Origin of the sequence: Rhizobium sp. L51/94, assembly GCF_019355555.1 — a bacterium.
Taxonomy (GTDB): Bacteria; Pseudomonadota; Alphaproteobacteria; order Rhizobiales; family Rhizobiaceae; genus Rhizobium; species Rhizobium rhododendri.
In genome coordinates this window covers 2,092,473-2,116,152 of record NZ_CP072141.1, presented here as the reverse complement: position 1 = coordinate 2,116,152, position 23,680 = coordinate 2,092,473, and the positions used below count along the sequence as shown (strand labels likewise).

Annotated in this window: 23 protein-coding genes; 18 read left to right on the top strand and 5 right to left on the bottom strand. The window is 60.1% G+C overall.

The annotated features are described in order from the left end of the window. The first annotated feature begins 19 nt into the window (after window positions 1-19). Both J5274_RS10370 and J5274_RS10365 read left to right on the top strand, forming a co-directional pair. Complete coding sequence (locus J5274_RS10370) at window positions 20-904, top strand: 23S rRNA (adenine(2030)-N(6))-methyltransferase RlmJ (protein WP_142829642.1); 885 nt, start codon at window positions 20-22, stop codon at window positions 902-904. A gap of 31 nt (window positions 905-935) precedes the next feature. Then, complete coding sequence (locus J5274_RS10365; RefSeq protein ID WP_142829643.1) at window positions 936-1,529, top strand: glutathione S-transferase family protein; 594 nt, start codon at window positions 936-938, stop codon at window positions 1,527-1,529. A gap of 145 nt (window positions 1,530-1,674) precedes the next feature. On the opposite strand, the gene J5274_RS10360 is transcribed toward J5274_RS10365, so the two are convergent. Further along, window positions 1,675-2,307: an outer membrane protein gene (locus J5274_RS10360; protein WP_142829644.1), complete on the bottom strand. Its 633-nt coding sequence runs from the start codon at window positions 2,305-2,307 to the stop codon at window positions 1,675-1,677. A 364-nt stretch (window positions 2,308-2,671) separates the two neighbouring features. On the opposite strand from J5274_RS10360, the gene J5274_RS10355 reads away from it, so the two are divergent. The 5 genes from J5274_RS10355 (at window position 2,672) to J5274_RS10335 (ending at window position 6,922) form a co-directional block, all read left to right on the top strand. Then, window positions 2,672-3,439 (top strand): SDR family oxidoreductase, encoded by a 768-nt coding sequence (locus J5274_RS10355; RefSeq protein WP_142829645.1) that lies wholly within the window; start codon window positions 2,672-2,674, stop codon window positions 3,437-3,439. Then, window positions 3,436-5,475 carry an excinuclease ABC subunit UvrC gene (gene uvrC, locus J5274_RS10350; RefSeq protein ID WP_143122968.1) on the top strand — a complete coding sequence of 680 codons (2,040 nt, stop codon included), beginning with the start codon at window positions 3,436-3,438 and terminating at the stop codon, window positions 5,473-5,475. Before J5274_RS10355 ends, uvrC begins: the two co-directional genes overlap by 4 nt. 111 nt (window positions 5,476-5,586) lie before the next feature. Next, window positions 5,587-6,183: a CDP-diacylglycerol--glycerol-3-phosphate 3-phosphatidyltransferase gene (gene pgsA / locus J5274_RS10345; RefSeq protein ID WP_142829648.1), complete on the top strand. Its 597-nt coding sequence runs from the start codon at window positions 5,587-5,589 to the stop codon at window positions 6,181-6,183. Then, window positions 6,180-6,434, top strand: coding sequence for a molybdopterin converting factor subunit 1 (gene moaD / locus J5274_RS10340; RefSeq protein WP_142829650.1), 255 nt, complete (start codon window positions 6,180-6,182; stop codon window positions 6,432-6,434). Before pgsA ends, moaD begins: the two co-directional genes overlap by 4 nt. A 5-nt stretch (window positions 6,435-6,439) precedes the next feature. Continuing rightward, window positions 6,440-6,922 (top strand): molybdenum cofactor biosynthesis protein MoaE, encoded by a 483-nt coding sequence (locus J5274_RS10335; RefSeq protein ID WP_142829651.1) that lies wholly within the window; start codon window positions 6,440-6,442, stop codon window positions 6,920-6,922. Between the two features lie 3 nt (window positions 6,923-6,925). On the opposite strand, the gene J5274_RS10330 is transcribed toward J5274_RS10335, so the two are convergent. Then, complete coding sequence (locus tag J5274_RS10330) at window positions 6,926-7,822, bottom strand: branched-chain amino acid ABC transporter permease (RefSeq protein WP_142829653.1); 897 nt, start codon at window positions 7,820-7,822, stop codon at window positions 6,926-6,928. Between the two features lie 65 nt (window positions 7,823-7,887). Here J5274_RS10330 and J5274_RS10325 point away from each other — a divergent pair, with 65 nt between their 5' ends. Both J5274_RS10325 and J5274_RS10320 read left to right on the top strand, forming a co-directional pair. Further along, a complete protein-coding gene (locus J5274_RS10325) occupies window positions 7,888-8,439 on the top strand; it encodes a CGNR zinc finger domain-containing protein (protein WP_142829655.1) in 552 nt (183 codons plus the stop codon). Beyond that, on the top strand, window positions 8,436-8,942 hold the full coding sequence (locus J5274_RS10320; protein ID WP_142829657.1) for a hypothetical protein: 507 nt from the start codon (window positions 8,436-8,438) through the stop codon (window positions 8,940-8,942). The genes J5274_RS10325 and J5274_RS10320 overlap by 4 nt, the downstream gene beginning before the upstream one ends. Window positions 8,943-9,028: 86 nt before the next feature. Here the strand turns inward: J5274_RS10320 and ndk are convergent, their stop codons facing one another. Next, window positions 9,029-9,451 carry a nucleoside-diphosphate kinase gene (ndk, locus tag J5274_RS10315; protein WP_142829659.1) on the bottom strand — a complete coding sequence of 141 codons (423 nt, stop codon included), beginning with the start codon at window positions 9,449-9,451 and terminating at the stop codon, window positions 9,029-9,031. A gap of 256 nt (window positions 9,452-9,707) precedes the next feature. Between ndk and J5274_RS10310 the strand changes: the two genes are divergently transcribed. The 5 genes from J5274_RS10310 to J5274_RS10290 all read left to right on the top strand — a co-directional run bounded on the left by J5274_RS10310 (window position 9,708) and on the right by J5274_RS10290 (window position 15,512). Next, on the top strand, window positions 9,708-10,763 hold the full coding sequence (locus J5274_RS10310) for a GGDEF domain-containing protein (protein WP_224128267.1): 1,056 nt from the start codon (window positions 9,708-9,710) through the stop codon (window positions 10,761-10,763). 86 nt (window positions 10,764-10,849) lie between these two features. After that, complete coding sequence (locus J5274_RS10305; protein WP_142829661.1) at window positions 10,850-12,733, top strand: ABC-F family ATP-binding cassette domain-containing protein; 1,884 nt, start codon at window positions 10,850-10,852, stop codon at window positions 12,731-12,733. 265 nt (window positions 12,734-12,998) lie between these two features. After that, window positions 12,999-13,850: a polysaccharide deacetylase family protein gene (locus J5274_RS10300; protein WP_142829663.1), complete on the top strand. Its 852-nt coding sequence runs from the start codon at window positions 12,999-13,001 to the stop codon at window positions 13,848-13,850. 106 nt (window positions 13,851-13,956) lie between these two features. Beyond that, on the top strand, window positions 13,957-14,898 hold the full coding sequence (locus J5274_RS10295) for a Gfo/Idh/MocA family protein (RefSeq protein WP_142829665.1): 942 nt from the start codon (window positions 13,957-13,959) through the stop codon (window positions 14,896-14,898). Between the two features lie 71 nt (window positions 14,899-14,969). Further along, entirely contained in the window at window positions 14,970-15,512 is a 543-nt protein-coding gene (locus J5274_RS10290) for a GrpB family protein (RefSeq protein WP_219274584.1), read from the top strand. 30 nt (window positions 15,513-15,542) lie between these two features. On the opposite strand, the gene J5274_RS10285 is transcribed toward J5274_RS10290, so the two are convergent. Both J5274_RS10285 and J5274_RS10280 read right to left on the bottom strand, forming a co-directional pair. Next, the gene (locus J5274_RS10285; protein ID WP_142829669.1) at window positions 15,543-15,992 is read right to left on the bottom strand and encodes a DNA polymerase III subunit chi; all 450 of its coding nucleotides are present in this window, start codon (window positions 15,990-15,992) and stop codon (window positions 15,543-15,545) included. Window positions 15,993-16,014: 22 nt separating this feature from the next. After that, on the bottom strand, window positions 16,015-17,505 hold the full coding sequence (locus J5274_RS10280; protein ID WP_142829670.1) for a leucyl aminopeptidase: 1,491 nt from the start codon (window positions 17,503-17,505) through the stop codon (window positions 16,015-16,017). Window positions 17,506-17,873: 368 nt separating this feature from the next. On the opposite strand from J5274_RS10280, the gene J5274_RS10275 reads away from it, so the two are divergent. The 4 genes from J5274_RS10275 to J5274_RS10260 all read left to right on the top strand — a co-directional run bounded on the left by J5274_RS10275 (window position 17,874) and on the right by J5274_RS10260 (window position 23,674). After that, window positions 17,874-19,052: an LptF/LptG family permease gene (locus J5274_RS10275; protein WP_142829672.1), complete on the top strand. Its 1,179-nt coding sequence runs from the start codon at window positions 17,874-17,876 to the stop codon at window positions 19,050-19,052. Next, a complete protein-coding gene (gene lptG, locus J5274_RS10270) occupies window positions 19,049-20,134 on the top strand; it encodes an LPS export ABC transporter permease LptG (protein ID WP_143122967.1) in 1,086 nt (361 codons plus the stop codon). The genes J5274_RS10275 and lptG overlap by 4 nt, the downstream gene beginning before the upstream one ends. Continuing rightward, a complete protein-coding gene (locus J5274_RS10265; RefSeq protein ID WP_202617155.1) occupies window positions 20,134-22,485 on the top strand; it encodes an LPS-assembly protein LptD in 2,352 nt (783 codons plus the stop codon). Before lptG ends, J5274_RS10265 begins: the two co-directional genes overlap by 1 nt. 211 nt (window positions 22,486-22,696) lie before the next feature. Then, window positions 22,697-23,674, top strand: coding sequence for a peptidylprolyl isomerase (locus J5274_RS10260; protein WP_142829678.1), 978 nt, complete (start codon window positions 22,697-22,699; stop codon window positions 23,672-23,674). Window positions 23,675-23,680: the final 6 nt, after the last annotated feature.

Sequence of the window (23,680 nt, the reverse complement as noted above, 5' to 3'; positions counted from 1 at the left end):
CATGCAGGCATCACCGAAAATGAATTATCGGCACATCTACCATGCGGGCAATTTCGCCGATGTCTTCAAGCACGCGGTCCTGGCTCGGCTTGTCCGCTACATGCAGACGAAAGACAAGGCCTTCCGGCTGCTCGACACTCATGCCGGTATCGGCGTTTACGATTTGTCGTCGGAGGAAGCCCAGAAGACCGGCGAATGGCTGGATGGCATCGGCCGGGTTATGGCCGCGGACCTGCCAGCGCAGGCAGCGGAACTGCTCGAGCCCTATCTCACCGCCGTCAATGCGCTCAATCCTGACGGTGGCCTGCAATTCTATCCCGGCTCGCCGAAGCTGGCGAGCCTGCTGTTCCGGCCGCAGGACCGCCTGTCGGCGATGGAACTGCACCCGGAAGATGCGAGCCGGCTGCACCGGCTGTTCGAGGGCGACCACCAGGTGCGCGTGACGGAACTCGACGGTTGGCTGGCGCTCGGCGCCCACCTGCCGCCGAAGGAAAAGCGCGGCATCGTGCTGGTCGACCCGCCATTCGAAATCGAAGGCGAATATGACCGGCTGGTCGACGGACTGGCGCGCGCCTATCGCCGCTTTCCGGGCGGCACCTATTGCCTATGGTATCCGCTGAAGAAGGATGCGCCGATCAAGGCGTTTCACGAGGCGCTTCAGGCGCTCGAGATCCCGAAGATGCTGTGTGCCGAACTTGCGGTGCGCACCGAACGCGATTTCACCGGATTGTCAGGCTCCGGCCTGATCATCGTCAATCCGCCCTTCACGCTCAAGGACGAGTTGCACGCCCTGCTGCCGGTGTTGAAGGATATCCTTGCGCAGGACCGTTTCTCCTCAAACCGGGCCTTCTGGCTGCGCGGCGAGCAACCGAGCCGCAAGCCCGATGCCAACGAAGACATCTGAGAGTTCCCCTTCCCGTTTTGGAAAGACAACCATGAAGCTTCTCTGCTCGTCGACATCGCCGTACTCGTCCAAGGTCAGGATGGCGGCACGCTATCTCGATATCAAGCTTACAGAAATCAGCGTCGACACCAATGCCGGGCCTGCAATTCTCCTCGACAACAACCCGCTCGGTAAAATTCCCACACTGATTACCGACGACGGTCTTTCCGTTTTCGACAGCCGTGGCATCAACCATTATTTCGGCCGCATGGAAGGCAAGCGGCTTTATCCCGGCAGCCAGACCAAGCGCACCAAGGCCGATGTCCTCGAGGCTCTTTGCGACGGCACATGCGACTGCCTGCTGTCGATCATCTACGAGCGGCGGTTCCGCACGGAAGAGAAGGTGTTCCAGCCGTGGATCGACCGCCAGTGGGCCAAGGCCCAGCGAGCGCTTACCTACCTCAACGAAGACACGCCGAAGATCGGTCGCAAGCTGAACGGCGGCCATTTTGCCATGGCGGCAATGCTGGGTTACCTACAACTGCGATTCGCCGGCGAGTGGGAAGACGATCACAAGGCACTGGTCTATTGGCTGCGAGACTTCGAAAAGCGCTTTCCGGCATTTCCGGAACTGAAGCCGCAGTAGGAGGCTTTGACGCCGCCGCTCCGGTCAAGATTGGCTGGTGCGATAGCAAACGGCAGGGTTTCGTTGCCGACCTCGCCTTTCTACAGGCCTAGAAACGAAAAAAGCCGGGACGAACCCGGCTTCTTCCGTAACATCAGACCAAGTCTTAGAACTTGTAGCCGATACCGACCTTGACGCTATTTTCGTCGTAGCCGCGCGATACGCTGCCGGAGTCGAGATCGAAGTTCTTCTTGCCGTAGTCGGTGTAGCGATATTCGAGGCGGGCAGAGATGTTGTTGGTGACCATCGTTTCGGCACCAGCACCAACCGTCCAGCCAACAGCCGTCTTCTTGTCAGAAGAAGTGTCGTCAGACATCTTGTTCTGGCCAGCAGCAACACCGGCCGTGCCGTACAGCATGAAGGGGTTGAAGTCGTAGCCGAGGCGAGCGCGAACCGAACCGTTGGTTTCGTTCTTGCCTGTGATGCCGTTCTTCGTGCTGTCGGCGCCGGAGTAACCTACGTCACCTTCGATACCGTATACGATCTGGCCGTCCTGCCAGTTGTAGCCCGAGTAGACCTGGCCGCCAAAAGCGTCAGCGCTGCCGCCCTGGCCCTTGATCTTGCCCATGTTGTAGGTGCCAGCCGCGCCGAGGTAGAAGCCGGCCCAGTTGCTGACCTGGGGAGCGTCCTGAGCGACGGGAGGCTGAGGAATCTGTTCGACAGCGTCGGCAGCCATTGCAGCCGAGAAACCACCGATAACGAAAGCCGAAGCCATGAGGGTCGTGATGATGTTACGCATACTTTTATTCTCCTAATAATCTCGTTCCGTCGCCTACTGTCCTGGCGTTCGAACGGTCCGAGCAATTCCTGGATATTCCCTCCCGGATGACTGTAAATTGGAATGCAATTGCGGATTTGGAAGAGCTAAATTGTGAAATCATTGTGGCAACCGAATGGCTGAAATTCGATGTTGCTTTAACGCCACAGGACAATCGTTAACCATAACAAATTATTAAAGAGACTATACTTAATTTTATTCAAATATATCTCAAGATCTACATAGAAGATTTGTCTCCCCTGCCCCTGCATCGGAGTGGCTTCCTATGGTCTATCGGCTCCCTATATAAGTGCTAATCCGACCAACGCAGTGAAAAGGCGACATTTTGACCGATAACAAACTCCGAACCGCGCTGATCACCGGCGCATCCCGCCGGATAGGCAGTGCAATGGCCCGGGATCTCGCGTCTAACGGATTCAATATTGCAATTCACGCAGATACATCGATGGTCGAGGCGGAAGCCCTGGCGGCGGAATTGAGGCTTGACGGCATCAAGGCAATTGCCGTCAAGGCCGACCTTCAAAATAATTTCGAGGTCTCGACCCTTGTCGAACGGACGGTTTCGGCTCTCGGGCCACTGGATCTGCTGATCAACAATGCCTCGACCTTCCGCTCGGACACGGCAGACGCTTTCGATGCGGAGGCGTTTGAGGCGCATTTCGCCGTCCATGTGCGGGCACCCTCCATCCTGGCGGCTGAATTTGCCCGACAACTCCCGGACAGCGTACCCGGCTTGATCGTCAACATCATCGACCAGCGGGTCTGGGCTCTCAATCCGCGTTTCTATTCCTACACGCTTTCCAAGGCGGCTCTCTGGACGGCCACTCAAACCCTCGCCCAGTCTTTTGCGCCGCGAATCAGGGTCAACGCAATCGGGCCGGGCCCGACGCTCGCCAGCAGCCGGCAGGCGCCGGAGGATTTCCAGGCGCAGATCGACGGGCTGTTGCTGAAGGCAGGCCCGGGGCTCGACGAATTCGGCCGGACGGTCCGCTTTCTTTTTGACACGCCTTCGATCACGGGCCAAATGATTGCCCTGGATGGAGGCCAGCACCTGGCCTGGGAGACGCCCGACGTGCCGGAGACCGCTGAATGAATGCCAGAAAGCTGCCCGAGGGCGGCGTTCTCTACGACGAATCGGACGATACCGACGATGACATCGAGGTCGAGGGCGGCGGCATCGCCGTCCCTGCCCTGACGGTGGCCGTCGACTGGAACGAAGGCGGAAAGAACGAGACCGGGCTGAAGGGCGCCGAGCTCATCGGCGAGTTCGTCAAGCGGCTGCCGAATGCCCCGGGCGTCTATCGCATGTTCAACGAGGCGGGCGACGTGCTTTATGTCGGCAAGGCCCGCAGCCTGAAGAAGCGCGTCAGCAACTACGCTCTCGGTCGTGGCCACTCGAACCGCATCGCCAAGATGATCCGCGAGACGGCGAACATGGAGTTCGTTACGACCCGCACCGAAACAGAAGCGCTGCTGCTGGAAGCCAACCTCATCAAGCGGCTGCGCCCCCGCTACAACGTGCTGCTGCGCGACGACAAATCCTTTCCGTATATCCTTATTACCGGTGATCATCGGGCACCGGCGATTTTCAAGCATCGTGGCGCGCGCAGCCGAAAGGGCGCCTATTTCGGCCCCTTTGCCTCAGCCAGCGCCGTGGGGCGGACGATCAACTCGCTGCAGCGGGCCTTTCTGATCCGCACCTGTACGGACAGCGTCTTCGAGACGCGCACCCGGCCCTGCCTGCTGCACCAGATCAAGCGCTGTTCCGCTCCCTGCACCCACGAAGTCAGCGACGACGGCTATGGCGAACTGGTGCAGGAAGCCAAGGATTTTCTCTCGGGCAAAAGCCAGAACGTCAAATCGCATATTGCCGATGCGATGAACTTGGCGGCCGAGAACCTCGATTTCGAAAGTGCAGCCGTCTATCGCGACCGGCTTTCGGCTTTGTCGCATGTGCAGAGCCATCAGGGCATAAACCCGGCCGGCGTCGAGGAAGCGGACATCTTCGCCATCCACCACGAGGGCGGCATATCCTGCATCCAGGTGTTCTTCTTCCGCACCGGCCAGAACTGGGGCAACCGGGCCTATTTTCCGCGCGCCGATCCGTCTCTGTCAGGCGCCGAGGTACTGAATTCGTTCCTCGCGCAATTTTACGACGACAAGCCGGTGCCGCGCCAGATCCTGCTGTCGGAGACCGTCGAGGAAATCGAGCTTCTGGCAGCCGCGCTGTCGGAAAAGGCCGGTTACAAGATCGCCATTCTGGTGCCGCAGCGCGGCGAGAAGAAGGACCTGGTCGACCACGTCGTCGGCAATGCCCGCGAGGCGCACGGTCGCAAGCTGGCCGAGACCGCCTCGCAGTCGCGGCTGCTCGAAGGCTTCAAGGAAACATTCAAGCTGCCCTATGTGCCGCAGCGCATCGAGATCTACGACAACTCGCACATCATGGGCACCAATGCCGTCGGCGGCATGGTCGTCGCCGGACCGGAAGGTTTTGTCAAAAGCCAGTACCGCAAGTTCAACATCAAATCGACGGAGATCACCCCCGGCGACGATTTCGGCATGATGCGCGAAGTGATGATGCGGCGTTTTTCGCGCCTGTTGAAAGAGGAAGGCCTGCCGGACCGGACCAAGGCGATCAGCGAGGATGCGGCCGACCTGCCCTTCCCAGCCTGGCCCGACGTCATCCTGATCGACGGCGGCCAGGGACAGATGACGGCGGTGCGCGCCATCCTCGACGAACTCGGCATCACGGACAGCGTCATTGCCATCGGTGTTGCCAAGGGCGTCGACCGCGAGGCGGGCAGAGAGCGATTCTTTCCGCCGTCCGGCGATAACTTCACCCTCCCACCGCGCGACCCGGTTCTCTATTTCATCCAGCGCCTGCGCGACGAGGCGCACCGGTTTGCGATCGGATCGCACCGGGCACGCCGCAAGAAGGAGTTCGTCAAGAATCCGCTCGACGAGATCGGCGGTATCGGACCTTCGCGTAAACGCGCATTGCTGCAGCACTTCGGAACCGCAAAGGCCGTGTCGCGGGCAGGATACACCGACCTGCTCGCCGTCGAGGGGATTTCAGAGACCGTGGCGAAGCTCGTCTACAATCACTTTCACGACGACGCCGCGAAATAAAAGCGGCAGGTCGCAAATTCTACGCAATGACGGCGGAAAAACTGAAACAATATTGACGCTATAGAGCAATGACCGTCATTCTACCCGGACGCTCCAAACGAAACGATTTTCATGGCATCGCGCGCATATAACATTCCGAATCTCCTCACCTACGGACGCATCCTGGCGGTGCCGCTCATCGTCATCTGCTTTTTCGTCGAGGGAAAGCTTTCGATCAGCAACACGGCGCGCTGGGTCGCGCTATGGATCTTCATCATCGCCTCGATCACCGATTTCCTGGATGGTTATCTGGCGCGGATCTGGAACCAGACATCGAATATCGGCCGCATGCTCGATCCCATCGCCGACAAGCTGCTGATCGCCTCGATCCTGTTACTGGTCGCAGCCGACCAGACGATTGCCGGCTGGTCGCTGTGGGCGGCGATCATCATCCTCTGCCGCGAAATTCTGGTGTCGGGACTGCGTGAATATCTGGCGCAGTTGAAGGTCAGCATCAGCGTGCCGGTGACGCGTATCGCCAAATGGAAGACGACGGCGCAGATGGTGGCCATCGCCTTCCTGCTGGCGGGCCCCGCCGGCGAAGAAATCCTCCCGCACACGACTCAGATAGGCATCGCGCTGTTGTGGATTTCGGCGATCCTGACGATCTATTCCGGCTACGACTATTTCCGCGTCGGTCTGAAGCACATCGTGGACGACGAGGGATGACCAAACTCGTCTATTTCGCCTGGGTGCGCGAACGGATCGGCCGGGGCGAGGACGAACTGGTTCTTCCCGCCGATGTGATTACCGGTGCCGATCTCCTCAATCATTTGAAGACGCTGGGCGAAGAGTACGAGATGGCATTGGAATTTCCGGATGCCATCCGAATTGCCGTGAATATGGAACATGTCGAGCATGACGAGAGCATCGTCGGCGCGCGGGAGATTGCTTTGTTTCCGCCGATGACAGGCGGCTGACGGGGATGGCCGACGTTCTTCCCATTCTGCCAACGATCCGCGTCCAGCGTGAGGATTTCGACCTGCAGGCGGAGGTGGCGAAGCTGTCGCGAGGACGCCACGAGATCGGCGCGGTCGTCACCTTCTCTGGCCTCTGCCGGGACGAAGGTGCCAGTCTCGCGGCGCTGGAACTCGAACATTATCCTGGCATGGCCGAGGCCGAGATGGAGAGAATCGCCACCGCTGCCATTGAACGCTTCGAACTGCGCGGCCTGACGGCCATCCACCGCTTCGGCCGCATCCTCCCCGGCGAAAACATCGTGCTCGTCATTGCCGCCTCGAGCCATCGGCAGGCCGCCTTCGACGGCGCCAATTTCGTCATGGATTTCCTGAAGACGGCGGCCCCCTTCTGGAAAAAAGAACATGCTGCCGACGGCAAGGCCGGAGACTGGGTGGCGGCCCGCGATGCGGACGATGCGGCGCGGACGAGATGGACCGCAGACAGGTGACGCTCAGGGAATGACCCGCTCCCGCCGGCTGATGACCAGCAAAACAACCAGCAGTGTGAACACCATGAGATCGCGCCAGAGCAGCGGCCCGTAGGCGCTCCACAGCGTCTCCGCAAACGCCAGTGCCGCTGCGCCGCCCGCCGATTTCAGCGGATTGCCGTAGCCGCCGACCGAAGCAATCAACAGCACCTTCAATCCAAACATCATCCCGGCGCCGAAATCCATGGTGCCGTAGTAGGATGTCGACAGCAACCCGCAGACCGTGGCAATCAGGGTTGCGCTGCCATAGGCTGTGAGGAAGACCCGGCTGGTCGACAGGCCGCAAAGTTGGGCGGCGAGCGGCTCCTCATTTACGGCGCGCCAGATGCGCCCCCAGGCGGTGTAGCGCAGCACCGCCGCGCCGCCGAGGACGATCGCTGACATGAGGGCCGTGTCCAGCAGCTGGATTTCCGTCAGCGTCACCGGGAAGCTGATGTCGTTCCAGAGCACCACCGGCGCATTGAGGAACGGCGGCAGCCAGCGCGGCCGGCTGCCCATCGCCAGCGACGCGGTTTCCATCAGCACGATCAGGACACCGAAGGCGGCGACGATCACCGTGTTCGGCGATGTCTTTGCCAGTGGCTGGATGACGGAGCGACCAATGAGCAGACCCGCGCCGAGCGTGTAGACGAAGGCGAGCACTGCTCCGAATGCCAGTGCTGCGGGTAGCACGAGGATGAGCCGGTTGTAGCCGACATCGCTGAACAGCAGCAGCATCTGGCCAGCAAAGGCAAACAGCGCGCCATAGGTGATATCGGGCCGCCTGGTGACACCGAAGGCAATGGCATAGCCGAAAGCCAGGGCGGCGTAGAGTGCTGCGAGCGGCACAGCGTTCGCCAGTTGCTGCAACAGATAGGCCATGCCACCCCTCCCCACGGCTGAAATAATAACTGGCAAAATAGGTTTTACCAGTTATTATTTGCGGCATGAGCTTTTCCTGGACCCCTCATCGCTTTTCCGGTGGCGGCCTTGCGCTCGATGTCGCCAACAGCGTCATCCTGCGACACGACGCAACACGCAGCATCGACCGTTTTGCGACACCGGAACATCTCGAAGACTTTGCGCCTGCGGCAATGCAGTTCTGCGCCGAACGGGCATTGTTCGGCGATATCAAGCCACTGAAATCCTCCGAGGCGCCTGCATTCCTGCATCTGAGGGAAGCGATCGACGGCTACTTCCGGGCGGTGGTGCTGGGCACGACATCGGATGCTTTGCTGGCCGATCTGCTCGCGGCCATGGCAACATGTTTGCGCGGTGCCACCACGCCTGACAGTCTTGCCAGCGCGACCGTACATTCGACGCTGCGGCTGCTCGCGAACCCGGAACAGGACCGCATGAAGATCTGCGGCAATTGCGGCTGGCTGTTTGTCGACCGCAGCAAGAACCGTAGCCGCAGCTGGTGCGACATGGCCGTCTGCGGCAACCGGGTAAAGGCAAGCCGGCACTACAGGCGCAAGAAGCAGGAGGTGCCGTCATGAGAACCAGAGAGATATTCGCAGTCACCATGGCCCTCTTGACGCTGGGCGGTTGCCAGCGGCAGGACAGCGACGGTCCGACCGAGTTGAACGGCCGGTACTTCGTCTTCAACTACCGCGTCTCAACTGCGACCTACCTCGTCAATCTTGCGCTGAAGGCGCCGATGCCGGATGGCAGCTTTGCCATTGCCGAATTCGAAAACCCGATGGGTGGCGAGCCGCTGGTGGTGAAGGAAAAGATATTTCCGCTCTGGGACAAGATCACGCTGCAAAGCCCAGCCGTCCATTGCGTCCGCAAGGATCGGCCCTATGCCGTCAACATCCGGCTGGTGGACGGCGACGGCCGGACATTCCAGACCATCAAGACGCAGGTCATATCGGATGTCGACCAATCGGTGCTGACAGCAAGGCCGCTGGTCGTCGGGCCGGGCTATAGCGTCAATCCCGAGTTGGTAAAGCCCGACGGCAGCATCGATTTCTCGCCGGAAAAATGCGCCGCCGGCTGATCGCAGCCACGAAAAAGCCGGGACGCGAACGACCCGGCTTTGACAAGTTAGTTCAATGGCTTCGGCAAAGATGCCGAGAGCTTGATTCAGCCGACGATTTCGGTGCCGGAGAACCAGTAAGCGATTTCCTCGGCAGCGGTTTCGGGAGCGTCCGAACCGTGAACCGAGTTCTCGCCGATCGACAGGGCGTGCAGCTTGCGGATCGTGCCTTCGGCAGCGTTAGCCGGGTTGGTTGCGCCCATGACTTCGCGGTTCTTGAGGATGGCGCCTTCGCCTTCGAGAACCTGAACGACCGTCGGGCCAGATGTCATGGAGTCAACGAGTTCGCCGAAGAAAGGCCGCTCCTTGTGCACGGCGTAAAAGCCTTCGGCTTCGCGCTTGCTCATCCAGACGCGCTTGGAAGCAACGACCTTGAGGCCGGCATCTTCGAGAATCTTGGTGATCGCGCCGGTCAGGTTGCGCTTGGTTGCATCAGGCTTGATCATCGAAAAGGTGCGTTCAGTGGCCATGGTTCAAATCCTTCGTTTTGCGGCAAAAGTTGGCGGTCTTTACCCGCCTGCCCGCCTGAAAACAAGGGGGATGCGGCAATTTCACGGGACCGTCACAGTCGCCTGGCTGCAACCGCCCGTTAACCCCGCCAGCCGATACTATCGAAAAACGGCGCCATACCGGGCTACCTTAAAGCCGTTTTAACCCGGCAGGCCGCAAATCGAGAGCGATTACCCAAACGGCCAGGCGCAGGACGACCTCAAGCAGGACAAAGCGATGAAACACCCAACGCCAGGCGCTGCTGCGACTTCGGCCAATTCGATGCTCGGTCCGGTCGACCTCCAGAAGGTTGGCCACGCCATGGCCAAGTTCAAGGTCCGCGGGTTGCCGCGCAACTACCAGCTTTTCCATGAGGCACTGTTCGGCGCCGACCGCAGCCTATCGAACGAGATCGCTCTTCTCGGCAGCCACCCTTCGCAGGCCATGCTCGACGAGATCGGCCTCAGGTACCGCCTTGTCAGCCATTGCGGACTGGTCGCCGAGAATACCCAGTCAGAGACAGCACGGATGCTGCGCGACGTCGCCGGGCAACTGGCCGAGGGCCTGAGGCACAAGCAGAGTTTCGTTCAAGCCGTCGAAACGATCACACAGTCTGTCAACGAAGACCCGATGCAGAGCCTTGCTGCATTTTCCGCCGAGATGGATTTCCTCAACGCCTCGCTGACCAACCTGATGATCTACGAGACCGGGCTGACGGAAAAGTTGACTGACCAGATGGACAGGATCGCCACGCTGGAAAAGGGCAACGCGGCAATCCGCACCGCCGTTGCCACCGACCGCATCACCGGGCTGCCCAACCAGATTGCCCTCATCAACCGGCTGATAGAGTTGTACGACGAAGACAGCGCCCAGGGGATTGCGCTGATCATGGTAGACATCGACGATTTCGGGGCATTCAACGGCAAGTTCGGACCGCAGGCCGCCAATCACCTGCTGAAGAAGCTGGGCGGGCTTTTCCGCAAGAGCATCAAGAAGAACGATCTCGTCGTTCGCATGACAGGCGACGACTTCTGCTTCCTGGTGACAGACGTGAATACCGAGGGCGCTCGGGCAATCGCTGCAAGGCTTCGGACATCAGTCGAGGAAACGCTGGTCTATGCAACCTCTGACAAAAGCGATCCGGGCCGGCTCAGTATCTCTGCCGGCATTGCGCTCAGCACCGACGCTCCATCGGCAGCCCAACTCATGGCCCACGCCGAGGCGGCACTTGCCAGCGCGCAAGCCAACCGCCGCCATCCGATACAGCTGTTCAGCCACGACGCGCGCCCTTAAACCTTCGGCGGACTGTTTGCCGTCGCGCGAACCGTATTGCAGCGCACACTCTTGCCTTCAAGGGCAAGTTCGGTCAAAACCGCCCCATGATCACGCTCAACAACATTTCCGCCCGCATCGCAGGGCGCCTTCTCATCGACCAGGCAAGCATCGCGCTGCCGGCCGGCATAAAGGCCGGCTTCGTCGGCAAGAACGGTGCAGGCAAGTCGACGCTCTTCAAGATCATTACCGGTGACATGGAAAGCGAGACGGGCAACGTCTCCATTCCGAAGAATGCCCGCATCGGCCAGGTCGCGCAGGAAGCGCCGGGTACGGAAGAGCCCCTGCTGGAAATCGTGCTGAAGGCGGACAAGGAGCGCGAGGCGCTGCTGGCCGAAGCCGAGACCGCGACCGATCCTAATCGCATCGGCGAAATCCACATGCGGCTGGCCGACATCGGCGCCCATTCGGCGGAATCGCGGGCAGCGAGCATCCTTGCAGGTCTCGGCTTCGATGCCGAGGCGCAGCTGCGTCCGGCCTCGAGCTTTTCCGGCGGCTGGCGGATGCGCGTGGCGCTTGCCGCCGTGCTGTTTTCCGAGCCAGACCTGCTGCTGCTGGACGAGCCGACCAACTATCTCGACCTTGAAGGCACGCTGTGGCTGGAAGACTATATCAGCCGCTATCCGCACACCGTGATCATCATCAGCCATGACCGCGACCTGCTCAACACCGCAGTCAACGCCATCGTCCATCTCGACCAGCAGAAGCTGACCTTCTATCGCGGCTCCTACGACCAGTTCGAGCGCCAGCGCGCTGAAGCCAACGAGTTGCAGACGAAGGCCAAGGTCAAGAACGATGCGGCGCGCAAGCATCTGCAGTCCTTCATCGACCGCTTCAAAGCCAAGGCCTCCAAGGCCCGCCAGGCGCAGAGCCGCGTCAAGGCGCTGGAGCGCATGGGCACCGTCTCGTCGGTCATCGAGGACAATGTCCAGGGCTTCAAGTTCCCCGATCCCGAGAAGGAAGCCGCCTCCCCGATCATCGCCATCGAGAGCGGCTCCGTAGGCTATGCGCCGGGCAAGCCGATCCTGCAGCACCTGACCCTGCGCATCGACACCGACGACCGCATCGCGCTGCTCGGCTCGAACGGCAACGGCAAGTCAACATTTGCCAAATTCATCTCCGGCCGTCTTCCTGGCTCACCGGGTTCGGTCAAGACCGCATCCGGCCTGAAGATCGGCTTCTTTGCCCAGCATCAGCTGGACGACCTCATTCCCGAGCAGACGGCCGTCGAGCACGTGCGTCGCCGCATGCCAGGCGCCACCGAAGGCAAGGTGCGGGCGCGCGTTGCCCAGATGGGGCTTGCGACCGCCAAGATGGAAACCGCAGCGAAGGATCTGTCGGGTGGCGAAAAGGCACGCCTGCTGATGGGGCTTGCCGCCTTCGACGCGCCGAACCTGCTGATCCTCGACGAACCGACCAACCATCTCGATATCGACAGCCGCAACGCGCTGATCCAGGCGCTGAACGAATATTCCGGCGCCGTCATCCTGATCTCGCATGACCGCCATCTGATCGAAGCCACCGCCGACAGGCTGTGGCTCGTCAAGGACGGCACCGTCATGAACTATGACGGCGACCTCGAGGATTACCGCAACACCATCGTTGCTGCATCGCGCGGCGGCAAGGGCGGCAAGAAGAGCCCGGAAGACAAGGCCAACAAGGCCGAGCAGCGCAAGGCCAACGCCGACAAGCGCGCCGCCAACGCACCGCTGAAGAAAAAGATCAACGATGTCGAGGCTTTGACGCAGAAACTGCAGAAGCAGATTCAGGCTCTCGACCGCGAACTGGAAGACCAGGAGATCTACGACAAGTTTCCTGACAAGGCCGCAGCCAAGGTCAAGGAACGCGCCGACCTGATGGCCAAGATCGCCAAGAGCGAAGAGCAGTGGATGTTGCTCTCGGACGAATACGAGGCAGCGATGGCGGGGTGACCGCCAGCGTCGCATTTCCTCCAGGCAAGCAGGCGCAACCTTCATTTAGCCTGTTTGCTTTCCCGCCTCCGTCCCCTGTCTAAAGGACGGATTGCTCGGCTCACGGTCGCGCGATCAACCCAACGTTGATGCCGATCGGCAACAGTCGCCAACATGCGCGCCGGGACCACGACGGCATCTGCGGGCGAACCGCCTTCGTCAACACCTCGTTAACCATAATCAGAAAATATCGTCTCAATATTCCTCCCTTGATTGAGCGATTCCCATGTTCTCACGTCCCGTTGTCGCCGGCCTTCTGGCCAGCCTGATGCTCGCCGGCTGCGCGACAAAACCGACGACAGAGATGTCGCTGAAAACCTCCTACGCGCCGGGCGCTACTGTCACTGCACCGCTCAAGGCCCACGATCCCATTGCCATGGAGCCGACCGCCTGGGGAGGCTACTGGCACCATCTTGCCGGTCGGACACTGACGGTCTCGTCCCTGCACGACCTCAAGCTTGCCGACAAGGAAGTAATCCTCACCTTCGACGATGGCCCGATGCCGGGAAAGACCGAGAAAATCCTTGCGACACTCGACCAGTTCGGCGTCAAGGGTGCCTTCATGATGGTCGGAGAAATGGCCGCCGCCCATCCAGCGATTGCCCGCAAGGTTCTCGACGACGGCAATGCCATCGGCAGCCATACCTACCGCCATCCGGATCTCGCCAGGATGAGCTTCGACATGGCCATAGCCGAGGTCGTCAAAGGCGAGAATGCCGTCTCGAAGGCCATCGGTACCGATGTCAACTTCTTCCGCTTCCCCTATCTCGCCGACACGAAAAGCCTGCGCTCGGCGATTGCCCAGCGCGACATGATCGTCATGGATGTCGATATCGACAGCAAGGATTATTTCACCGTCAAGCCGGCTATCGTCCTCGAGCGTACCATGGAGGAGCTGCATCGGCGCGGTCGCGGCATCATCCTGATGCACGATATCCACCAACGTACTGCGATCATGCTGCCGGGCCTGCTCAACAGACTTGAGAAGGAGGGCTACAAGGTGGTCACGCTTCGCTACGGGCGTGACGCGGCACCGGGCAACGTCATTGCCATGGCCGATCTGAAAATGAGCCGTTAAGCCGCCACTCGCACCAAGCCCGGCCTTGCTCGCGGCCCGCATTCTGATACAAACACCTCAAAAATAATCATACTTTTGAGTGAAACACCGGAACGCGAGCAAGCCCATGTCTTCCAATCCCTCCGCCCCCATCCAGCTCGGCATCGTCGGCGTCGGCAAGATCGTCCGCGACCAGCATCTGCCGTCGATCGCGGCCAATGCGGACTACAACCTGATCGCCACAGCCAGCCGCAACGGCACTGTCGACGGCATCCAGAGTTTCACGACCATCGACGAGATGATTGCCACTGTTCCTGCGATGAACGCCGTGTCGCTGTGCATGCCGCCGCAATACCGCTATGAGGCCGCCTACAAGGCGCTGACGGCGGGCAAGCACGTGTTTCTCGAGAAGCCACCGGGCGCGACACTGAGCGAAGTCCACGACCTCGAAGCGCTGGCGAAGGCCAAGGGCGTGTCGTTGTTTGCAAGCTGGCATTCGCGCTACGCACCGGGCGTCGAGGCCGCAAAGGACTTTCTTGCCGCGACGACGATCAAGAGCATGCATGTCATCTGGAAGGAAGACGTGCGCCACTGGCATCCGAACCAGGACTGGATCTGGCAGGCCGGCGGCCTCGGCGTGTTCGATCCCGGCATCAACGCCCTGTCGATCGTCACCCACATCCTGCCTCGCGCCATCTTCCTCACCGGCGCAACCCTGGAGTTCCCGGAAAACCGCGATGCGCCCATCGCTGCCGACCTGCACTTCAAGGATGCCACCGGAGTGCCCGTGCACGCTGAATTCGACTGGCGCCAGACTGGCAAGCAGAGCTGGGATATCATCGTCGAGACGGAGGCCGGCACGATGCGGCTGGCCGATGGCGGCGCCAAGCTTTTCGTCGACGAAGAACTGAAGCTCGCCGAACCGGAGGCGGAATACCCGTCGCTGTACCGCCGCTTCGCCGAAATCGTCAAGGCCGGCACATCGGACGTCGATCTCGCCCCCCTCCGCCACGTCGCCGACGCCTTCATGCTCGGCAAGCGCAAGTTCGTGGAAGCGTTCCACGATTGATCTGCGGGTTCCAGATGCGTGCGAAGGCGCTTGAATAAGAGGTAGTGTTCGCATTAATTCCGGGGTCGAAAATGCAGCGGAATGAAGAATCAGCCTACGGTCTTGGCGTCAAACATAAGCTCGTCGTGCTCGCGGAGCCCGACGACCGATGGCCTAAGGCCTACGCCGAGGAAGCCGAATGCATCCGGCTTGTACTGGGTGCACTTGCGATCGATATCCAGCACTTCGGAAGCACTTCGATACCGGGCATCAGGGCGAAGCCCGTTATCGATATCATCGTCGGCATCCGTCGTTTCGAAGACGGTAGTGACTGTATCAAGCCGATGGAATCCATTGGCTACGATTATGCCGGCGCAGATATCGTTCCGGATGACCATATTTTCGGACGTGGTATCAAGCAGCAGACGCGCACCCATCTCGTGCATATTGTAGAACATCAAGGTTTTCATTGGAGGCGAAACCTGCTGTTTCGCGACAAACTCCGCACGAATGCCGCCCTGGCGTCTGAGTATGAAGATCTTAAGATTTCTCTTGCAGCCAAATTTTCCGGGGACCGCGCCGCCTATACGGACGCGAAGAAAGCTTTCATCGACAAGGTAGTCGGGAACGGGTGACCCCTCGCCTCGACTACCTAAATCTTCAGGTCAGGCCTTCTTTTCCCAGCGACCTTCCTGGGTCTGCTGCCAGTAGGTGAGCTTGTGGCCCTCGGCTTTCAGCTTTTTCCACTGGGCCCGGGCACCTTCCAGTTGTGACTGATCGTAGCCGTCAAACATGAAGACGACGCGGTCGTAGACGTCGATCTCTTCAGCTTCGGCACCGTCGACGAAGAAGCGGACCTTGGCATCGTTGACATTTTCCGGCGACAGCGTCAGCAGCACCGGCTGGTGTTCTGGCGCCTCGCCGGCATCGGTGCCATGAGGAAGGAAACTGTCCTCGCGGAATGTCCACAAATGGCTGTCGAGCAGGTCGCGCCGAGCCGGGTCGCGACCTTGCACCGCCACCCGCCAGCCACGCTCGACGCTTTTGTCGAGCAATGGCGGCAGGGCGTCCTCGAGCTTTGATTCCGTCAGATGATAGAACAGCACCTCGGTCATCGGGCGATCTCGTTTTTACCGATCACTGCTCGTAGTGCCGGCGCACGAGTTCGTCGAGCAGGCGGACGCCAAAGCCTGAACCCCAGGACTGGTTGATCTCGTCGAGCGGCGAGCCGAGGGCCGTTGCTGCAATGTCGAGATGGGCCCATGGAGTGTCCTTCACGAAGCGCTTGATGAATTGTGCGGCGGTGATCGATCCGGCCTGGCGGCCGCCGCTGTTTTTCATGTCGGCGAACTTGCTGTCGATCAGCTTGTCGTAGTCCTTGCCGAGCGGCATCCGCCAAAGGCGCTCATTGGTGGCAAGACCGGCGGCCGTCAGGCGTTCGGCAAGCGTGTTGTCGTTGGAAAACAAGCCTGCATGCTGGCTGCCGAGGGCAACGACGATGGCGCCGGTGAGCGTCGCCAGATTGACCATGAATTGCGGCTTGAACCGGTCGTTTGTGTACCAGATGGCATCGCCGAGAACGAGACGGCCTTCGGCATCTGTATTGATGATCTCGATCGTCTGGCCGGACATGGACGTGACGATGTCGCCGGGGCGCTGGGCGTTGCCGTCGGGCATGTTCTCAACGAGGCCGAGGACGCCGACGACATTGGCCTTGGCGCCGCGTGCCGCCAGCGTGTGCATCAGGCCGATAACGGCAGCGGCGCCGCCCATGTCGCCCTTCATGTCCTCCATCCCGGCCGATGGCTTGATGGAAATGCCGCCGGTATCGAAGACGACGCCCTTGCCGATGAAGGCGATCGGTGCCTCGCCGGGCTTGCCGCCGTTCCACTGCATGATTGCCAGACGCGGCGGGCGGACGGACCCCTGGGCTACGCCCAGCAGCGCGCCCATGCCAAGCGTCCGCATGTCGCGCTCGGTGAGAATCTCGACGGTCACGCCGAGCTTTTCCAACTCCTTGGCCTTGGCGGCGAATTCGACGGGACCGAGGACGTTTGGCGGCTCGTTGACCAGGTCTCGGGCGAGGTTGACGCCGGCCGCAATCGCTTCCGAATCGCCGAACAGGACATCGGCTTGCGCAGCCTTGGCAGTGACGATGGTCACCTTGATTGCCTTGCTGGTCTTCTCGTCGTCTTCGCCCTTGCGGGTCTTGTAGGTATCGAAGCTGTAGGCGCGCATCAGCATGCCCAGCGCGAAATCGGCAGCATTCTGCGGGGTGACGTCGGCACCCGGGCTGTCGACGAAAACCGTCACGGTCTCGACCTTCTTCATGCGCGCTGCAGCGACGCCGCCGAGCTTCAACCAGTCATGCGGCGTGGTATCGGCCGGCTTGCCCGTCCCTATCACCAGGATCCTCTCGACGGAGGACCCTTCCGGCGCGACGATATCGAGGGTCTTCAGAGACTTTGCAGAATAGCCGGCGATGCGGGTTGCCTTGGCAACGGTGTTAGCAGGATCGACGTGCTCCGCGCCGGCCGGTCGCTCGCTGCCGATACCTTGGAGGAGGACAGCCAGTCCCGTCGTCGGCCGTGCCGAGGGTGCAAAGGAGATTTCGAATTTCACAGACATGTCAGCTCCACGATGTGCCCGATGCCGGGTCTTTGATGTGGGATCATTTAGGGTTTCCCCATTGAATACAAGCTTAAGGGCCACAAAGCCTGCATTAGTTCGCAGCAAACTGCGCGTACCCGTCGTAGCAAGCCCCACACCCATACACTTTATATCCATGGGAAATCTGGAGCGCGAAGGGGGTGGTTGCCGGGTCTGCAAAGCGGCTGTCGTCCACCTCCGATCACAAACGACACACCATGGAAATATTTCGAGAAATTAACGAAATTTTCGCGTGCCGCTTGTCGCAAAAAAATAACAAACAGCGTAGAGGAATTGGAACTGCGAGGCCTGAGGGCTTTCGGAGACGCGTCGCATCAAGGGCCGGCATGAAACTACTTGAATCCTATATTACCCGGCGTGTCGGTTTGATGTTTCTGGTGGCGCTGCTGCCGGTGCTTGCCATCATCTGGACGACTCAGGTGTTGCAGCGCATCAATCTGGTGACGGACAGCGGCCAGTCGATGGGGTCGTTTGCGACGCTTGCCACCCTCATCCTGCCAACGATCATTCCCGTCGTGCTGCCTTTCGCCCTGGTGATCGGCATCACGCAGACGCTAACTGCCATGAACACCGATTCGGAATTGACGGTGATGGAGGCTGCGGGTGCCAACCGGATGGTGATCATCCGCCCGATCATGCTTCTGGCCGTCGCCGTCAGTATTTTCTCCTTTGCCGTCGACAATATGGTTGAGCCAAAGGCGCGTGTCGCGGCGCGCGACATGGTCGCTGCCGCCTATGCCGACCTTCTGTCCACGGTCATCGAGGAAAAGAACTTCCGCCGAATCGAAGACGGCCTCTATGTCGAGATCTCCCAGCGGATGTCGGGGCGTATCCTCAAGGGCCTGTTCGTCGCCGATTCCCGCGATCCGGCCTTCGACCTTATCTATTACGCCAAGGAAGGCGCCGTCGATCCGAGCGGCAAGTCGCTGCTGATGCATGACGGCGAAGTGCACCGCAAAACCGTCGACGGCAACGTCTCGGTCATCAAGTTCGACAGCTATTCATTCGACCTCTCGGATCTTAGCCAGAGCCGTGGCCAGGCCAATCTTCGCTCCGGCGACAGAAGCCTGCCATTCCTTCTGCATCCCGATCCGAACGATGCCGACTACAAGGCGAAACCGACAGGCTACCGTGCCGAGCTTCACCGTCGCCTGACGGACTGGATGCTGCCGGCGATCTTCGCGCTGATCTCCCTCGTCATTGCCGGCGACGCCCGGTCCCATCGTGAGGCACGCCTGCATCCGATGGTGTCGGCGCTTACCATCTCATTCGGCCTGCGCTGGGCGGATTTCTATGCCGCCAACCAGATCGAAGCCGCGCCCTATTTCATCGGCGTTCTCTATGCAATCAACATCGGTTCGATCCTGATCTGCATCTTCCTGCTGTCACGCACGAAGAAGCGGACCATGCCAACGACCTTGCGCAATCGCATCAGCGGATGGTGGCTGCGGGCGCAGGCGAAAATGCCGGCATCCGGTGGGAAATCGAGCGGAGGCAACGCATGATTTTCGGCACCCTGAACCGCTATTTCTTCCTCCGCTATGCCATCACCACCGGCTGGTTCTTCGTCGGCGTGACGGCCATCGTCTTCCTCGCCGATTTCAGCGAAAATGCCGGCAGGCTCTCCGGCCTTCCCGGCTATACCGTCGCCATCGGGCTGCTGATGACCGCCGTCCGCCTGCCGCTCATCCTGCAGCAAACGATGCCGTTTCTCGTGCTGTTCGTCGGCATGACGACGCTGATCGCGCTCAATCGTCGCTACGAACTGGTGATTGCCCGCGCCGCCGGCATTTCCGTCTGGCAATTCATGGCGCCGTTCATTTTCGGCGCGTTTATCGTCGGGCTGCTGACAATGCTGGTGCTTAACCCGATCGCGGCAGCCGGCCAGCGGCAGGCGGATGCGCTCGAGGCGGACCTGCGCGGCGACCCGTCCTATCACAACCGGCTCTCCGTGCCGTGGCTGCGCCAGATCGCCCGCGACGATGATGTCATCATTGGCGCGAAAACCGTTGTCGACAACGGCATGACGCTGATGAACGCGGTTTTCATCCACTTCAATCCACAGGGCGACGTGGTGCTTCGGCAGGACGCAAACTCTGCTAAGTTGGAAGATGGTTACTGGCTTCTTACCGGCGTTGTGGAGCGTGCTCCGGGGGAGATCCCTGCGCACAAGGCTACGGTGCGCGTCCGTACGAATTTGAAACAGGATTTCGTGTCCCAACGGCTGGCACAGCCTGAAACCATTGCTTTTTATGATCTTTCTAATCGAATTGAGATCGCACGAAGCTTTGGTATATCTACCAAGGCGTTGGAGACGCAGTTTAACTCCCTGCTTTCACAACCCTTCCTCATGGTGGCAATGACTCTCATTGCCGCAACCGTGTCTCTAAAATTCAGCCGTTTCAACCAGTCACGTTCCGTGATTCTGGGTGGAATACTCGCAGGCTTCGTGCTTTATGTCGTCAACGTGCTTGTAAAGGCATTCGGAAGTAGTGGCGTTGTGCCTCCCTTCGTGGCGACATGGATACCCGTGGTCGTCGCCTTGGCTTTGGGCGCAACGATCCTGCTTCATCAGGAGGATGGCTAGTGGCGGTCACTAACCGCAAACAGATCAGAAAGCTCTCGGCTGTCGTATTGGCAGCACTGAGTGCCTACGTCGCGACGTCGCCTGCCGTATTCGGCCAGGACGGCTCGCCAATGAAAACCGCGAAGGTCAATGTACCGGCTGATTCGAAGCTGGTGCTGTCCTCGAACGAGCTGATCTATAACAAGGACACACAGGTCGTCACCGCTAACGGCGCGGTGCAGATCAACTATGGCGGCTACAAGATGGTCGCCCAGCAGGTCGTCTACAATCAGAAGACCGGCCGGATGATGGCGCTCGGCAATGTCGAGCTCATCACGCCCGACGGCAATCGCATGTATGGCGACAAGATGGACGTCACCGACAGTTTCTCGGATGGCTTCGTCGATTCGCTGCGCATCGAAATGCCGGACAACACCCGCCTTGCCTCCGAAAAGGCCGAGCGGGTTGGCGGTACGCAGATGATCCTGACCAAGGGCATCTACACGGCCTGCCTCGCCTGCACCAAGCTCGGCAAGGCACCGCTGTGGCAGGTGAAGGCGCAGCGCGTCGTCCAGAACGGCGTGACGCATACGGTTCGCCTGGAGCACGCCCGGTTCGAACTGTTCGGCCTGCCGATTGCCTACATTCCGTGGATCGAAGTTCCGGACAACACGGTCAAGCGCAAGTCCGGCTTTCTGTTCCCGACCTTCAGCGTCTCGCAAAACCTTGGTTTTGGCGCCAAGGTTCCCTATTACTACGTCATCTCGCCAAGCATGGACGCAACCGTCAGCGCGACGGGTTACACCACGCAGGGATTCCTGCTCGAAGGCGAATTCCGCCAGCGGCTTGAAAACGGCACCTATACGATCCGGGCTGCCGGTATCGACCAGAACAAGCCCGATGCCTTCACTGCAGGCACAAGCGACGCGGAATCAAAGACCCGTGCGTTGATCGCCTCCAAGGGCGATTTCCAGATCAATCCACGCTGGACGTTCGGCTGGGATGTGATGGCGCAGACGGACAACAACTTTGCCCGTACCTACGGCATCGAGGGTCTCAACCAGAGCACCCACACCAACGAGGTCTATTTGACGGGTCTCGGCAAGCGCAATTATTTCGATATGCGCGGCTTCTATTACGACGTGCAGGACGCCACCGAAAACAGCGACAGCGAGAAGCAGCAGGCGATCGCTGCCCCGGTGATCGACTACCACTATGTCGATCCCAAGCCCGTTTACGGCGGCGAACTTTCGGCGACGATGAACTTCACCAACATCTCGCGCCAGGAAGTGGCTGCGCGCGACCTCAGCGACCTGACGACCAAGGATCGGTTTGAAGGACTGAAGGGCGACACCAGCCGCCTGACGACCGAATTGCAGTGGCAGCGGACTTTCGCGACGCAGGGTGGTCTCCTCCTCACCCCGTTGATGGCAGCACGTGGCGATGCCTACGGCCTCGGCATGGACTCGCCGAATTCGATCGGCACCAACTACAGCTATTCCGGCAACTACGACGACAGCAGCACGGCCGCACAGGGCATGCTGACGGCCGGGATCGAAGCGAAATACCCGATCATGGTCTCAACGGCGAACAGCACACACGTGTTCGAGCCGATTGCACAGCTTTACGTTCGTCCGAACGAGACGCTGGCAGGCAGGCTGCCGAACGAAGATGCGCAGAGCTTCGTCTTCGACGCCAGCAACCTCTTCAATCGCGACAAGTTCTCGGGCTTCGACCGTATCGAAGGCGGCACGCGCGCCAATGTCGGTATCCGCTACACCGGCAGCTTCGACAGCGGCTACAAGCTGACGAGCATTGTCGGCCAGTCCTACCAGCTGGCTGGACAGAACTCTTTCGATACGGCGGACCTTGTAAACGCCGGTGCCGAGTCTGGCCTCGAAGACAGTGTTTCCGACTATGTCGCCATGGCGTCTCTATCGACACCGCAGGGCTTGTCGCTGACGGGCTCCTACCGCCTCGATCACAAGGATATGTCGTTCAAGCGTGGTGACTCGACGCTCGGATATGCGAATGCCGACTTCCAGACCTCGGTTACCTACACGCATATCAAGGCGCAGCCCGAATACGGCTTCACCTCCGACAACGACGAAATCCAGACACGCGCCCAGATCAACTTCAAGGACTACTGGGCGATCTTCGGGACGGTCAGCTACGACCTGAACAACAACGATGTGACGCGTCGTGGCGTCGGACTTTCCTACAGCGACGAATGCACAATCTTCAGCATCTCCTACCTGTCGAAAAGCGACAGCGTAGACCAGACCGCCAGCGACTGGTCCATCGGTGCCAAGATCACCTTCCGTACCCTTGGCGACATCAATGTCGGCAGCGCGTCGGACACCACCTTCTAGCATCAAGCGCACGGTGACCGGATTTCCATCCGGTCACCGTTATATCGCTGCCCAAAGATCCCATTCCGTGCAAAATCCGTGTCATTGTTTCGCCGCAAGGATTGTGCAATTCCATAGCCTTGCTGTAGATGGTCGGCAGGAAACGTTGGCCCGTCCGGATACGTCCGGGACAGGAGCGGCCAACCGCTGGGACCTTTGAGAGGGATAGTCGATGTTTGCTGGACAGAACCCGGTACGCGCCATTTTAACCGGCGCTGTCGCCTTGGCCATTGCCACATCACTGCCGATCTCGGGCCAGGCTGCGCCACAACAGCGGGGCGCTCCTCCGGCCGTCGCATCGGGCACCAGCGAGGTCAAGGTCCTCGTCAACAATGAAGTCATCACCAGCGGCGACATCGCCAAGCGTATCAACTTCATGCGCCTGCAGCACCAGACGGGCGACTTGCCCAAGCTCGCCAAGGAGCAGCTGGTCACGGAACTGCTGAAGCGCCAGGAAATCCAGCGCGTTCGCATGTCGGTGTCGACAACGGATGTCGATGCTTCCTATGCCCGCTTTGCCGCAAGCAACAAGATGAAGACGGAGCAGCTGAACGAGGTCCTCACAAAGACCGGCGTCACGCCCGCACACTTCAAAGCTTATATCGCCATCCAGATGAGCTGGCCACGCGTTCTGAATGCGCGCTTCGGCGCCAGCGGCAAGCTGTCGCCCGACGAGCTCATCACCCGCATGACGCAGAACAAGAACAACACGTCGACCACGGAATATTTCCTCAAGCAGGTGATCTTCGTGGTCCCCGCCGCCAAGAAGGGAACGCTGGAAGCCAAGCGCAAGGCCGAAGCAGATGCCTCGCGCGCCAAATTCCCGGGATGCGAGCAGGCCAAGGTGTTTGCCGCCACGATGCATGACGTCTCGGTGCGCGACCTCGGCCGCGTTCTTGCGCCGGAACTGCCAACCCAGTGGAAGCCGCTGGTCGAGGGCGCGACCGGCAACACAACGTCTTCCATCGTCACGGACCGTGGCGTCGAGTATCTGGCCATTTGCTCCAAGCGTCAGGTCAGCGACGATGTCGCCGCCGCTGCCGTCTTCCGCCAGGAAGATCTTGGCAAGAACGCCCAGGGCGAGGCCACCGGCAACGAGAAGAAATACGTGGATGAACTGCGCTCCAAGGCGCAGATCATCTACCGCTGATCTCTT

Bases quoted from the DNA above. Each gene is read 5' to 3' on its own strand.
- lptG (WP_143122967.1), top strand. From the start codon at position 19,049: ATGATTTTCGGCACCCTGAACCGCTATTTCTTCCTCCGCTATGCCATC.
- J5274_RS10260 (WP_142829678.1), top strand. From the start codon at position 22,697: ATGTTTGCTGGACAGAACCCGGTACGCGCCATTTTAACCGGCGCTGTC.
- J5274_RS10370 (WP_142829642.1), top strand. From the start codon at position 20: ATGAATTATCGGCACATCTACCATGCGGGCAATTTCGCCGATGTCTTC.
- J5274_RS10320 (WP_142829657.1), top strand. From the start codon at position 8,436: ATGAGAACCAGAGAGATATTCGCAGTCACCATGGCCCTCTTGACGCTG.
- J5274_RS10310 (WP_224128267.1), top strand. From the start codon at position 9,708: ATGAAACACCCAACGCCAGGCGCTGCTGCGACTTCGGCCAATTCGATG.
- J5274_RS10300 (WP_142829663.1), top strand. From the start codon at position 12,999: ATGTTCTCACGTCCCGTTGTCGCCGGCCTTCTGGCCAGCCTGATGCTC.
- J5274_RS10325 (WP_142829655.1), top strand. From the start codon at position 7,888: ATGAGCTTTTCCTGGACCCCTCATCGCTTTTCCGGTGGCGGCCTTGCG.
- J5274_RS10365 (WP_142829643.1), top strand. From the start codon at position 936: ATGAAGCTTCTCTGCTCGTCGACATCGCCGTACTCGTCCAAGGTCAGG.
- J5274_RS10280 (WP_142829670.1), bottom strand. From the start codon at position 17,505: ATGTCTGTGAAATTCGAAATCTCCTTTGCACCCTCGGCACGGCCGACG.
- pgsA (WP_142829648.1), top strand. From the start codon at position 5,587: ATGGCATCGCGCGCATATAACATTCCGAATCTCCTCACCTACGGACGC.
- J5274_RS10275 (WP_142829672.1), top strand. From the start codon at position 17,874: ATGAAACTACTTGAATCCTATATTACCCGGCGTGTCGGTTTGATGTTT.
- J5274_RS10335 (WP_142829651.1), top strand. From the start codon at position 6,440: ATGGCCGACGTTCTTCCCATTCTGCCAACGATCCGCGTCCAGCGTGAG.
- J5274_RS10285 (WP_142829669.1), bottom strand. From the start codon at position 15,992: ATGACCGAGGTGCTGTTCTATCATCTGACGGAATCAAAGCTCGAGGAC.
- J5274_RS10360 (WP_142829644.1), bottom strand. From the start codon at position 2,307: ATGCGTAACATCATCACGACCCTCATGGCTTCGGCTTTCGTTATCGGT.
- J5274_RS10290 (WP_219274584.1), top strand. From the start codon at position 14,970: ATGCAGCGGAATGAAGAATCAGCCTACGGTCTTGGCGTCAAACATAAG.
- uvrC (WP_143122968.1), top strand. From the start codon at position 3,436: ATGAATGCCAGAAAGCTGCCCGAGGGCGGCGTTCTCTACGACGAATCG.
- J5274_RS10295 (WP_142829665.1), top strand. From the start codon at position 13,957: ATGTCTTCCAATCCCTCCGCCCCCATCCAGCTCGGCATCGTCGGCGTC.
- moaD (WP_142829650.1), top strand. From the start codon at position 6,180: ATGACCAAACTCGTCTATTTCGCCTGGGTGCGCGAACGGATCGGCCGG.
- ndk (WP_142829659.1), bottom strand. From the start codon at position 9,451: ATGGCCACTGAACGCACCTTTTCGATGATCAAGCCTGATGCAACCAAG.
- J5274_RS10330 (WP_142829653.1), bottom strand. From the start codon at position 7,822: ATGGCCTATCTGTTGCAGCAACTGGCGAACGCTGTGCCGCTCGCAGCA.
- J5274_RS10305 (WP_142829661.1), top strand. From the start codon at position 10,850: ATGATCACGCTCAACAACATTTCCGCCCGCATCGCAGGGCGCCTTCTC.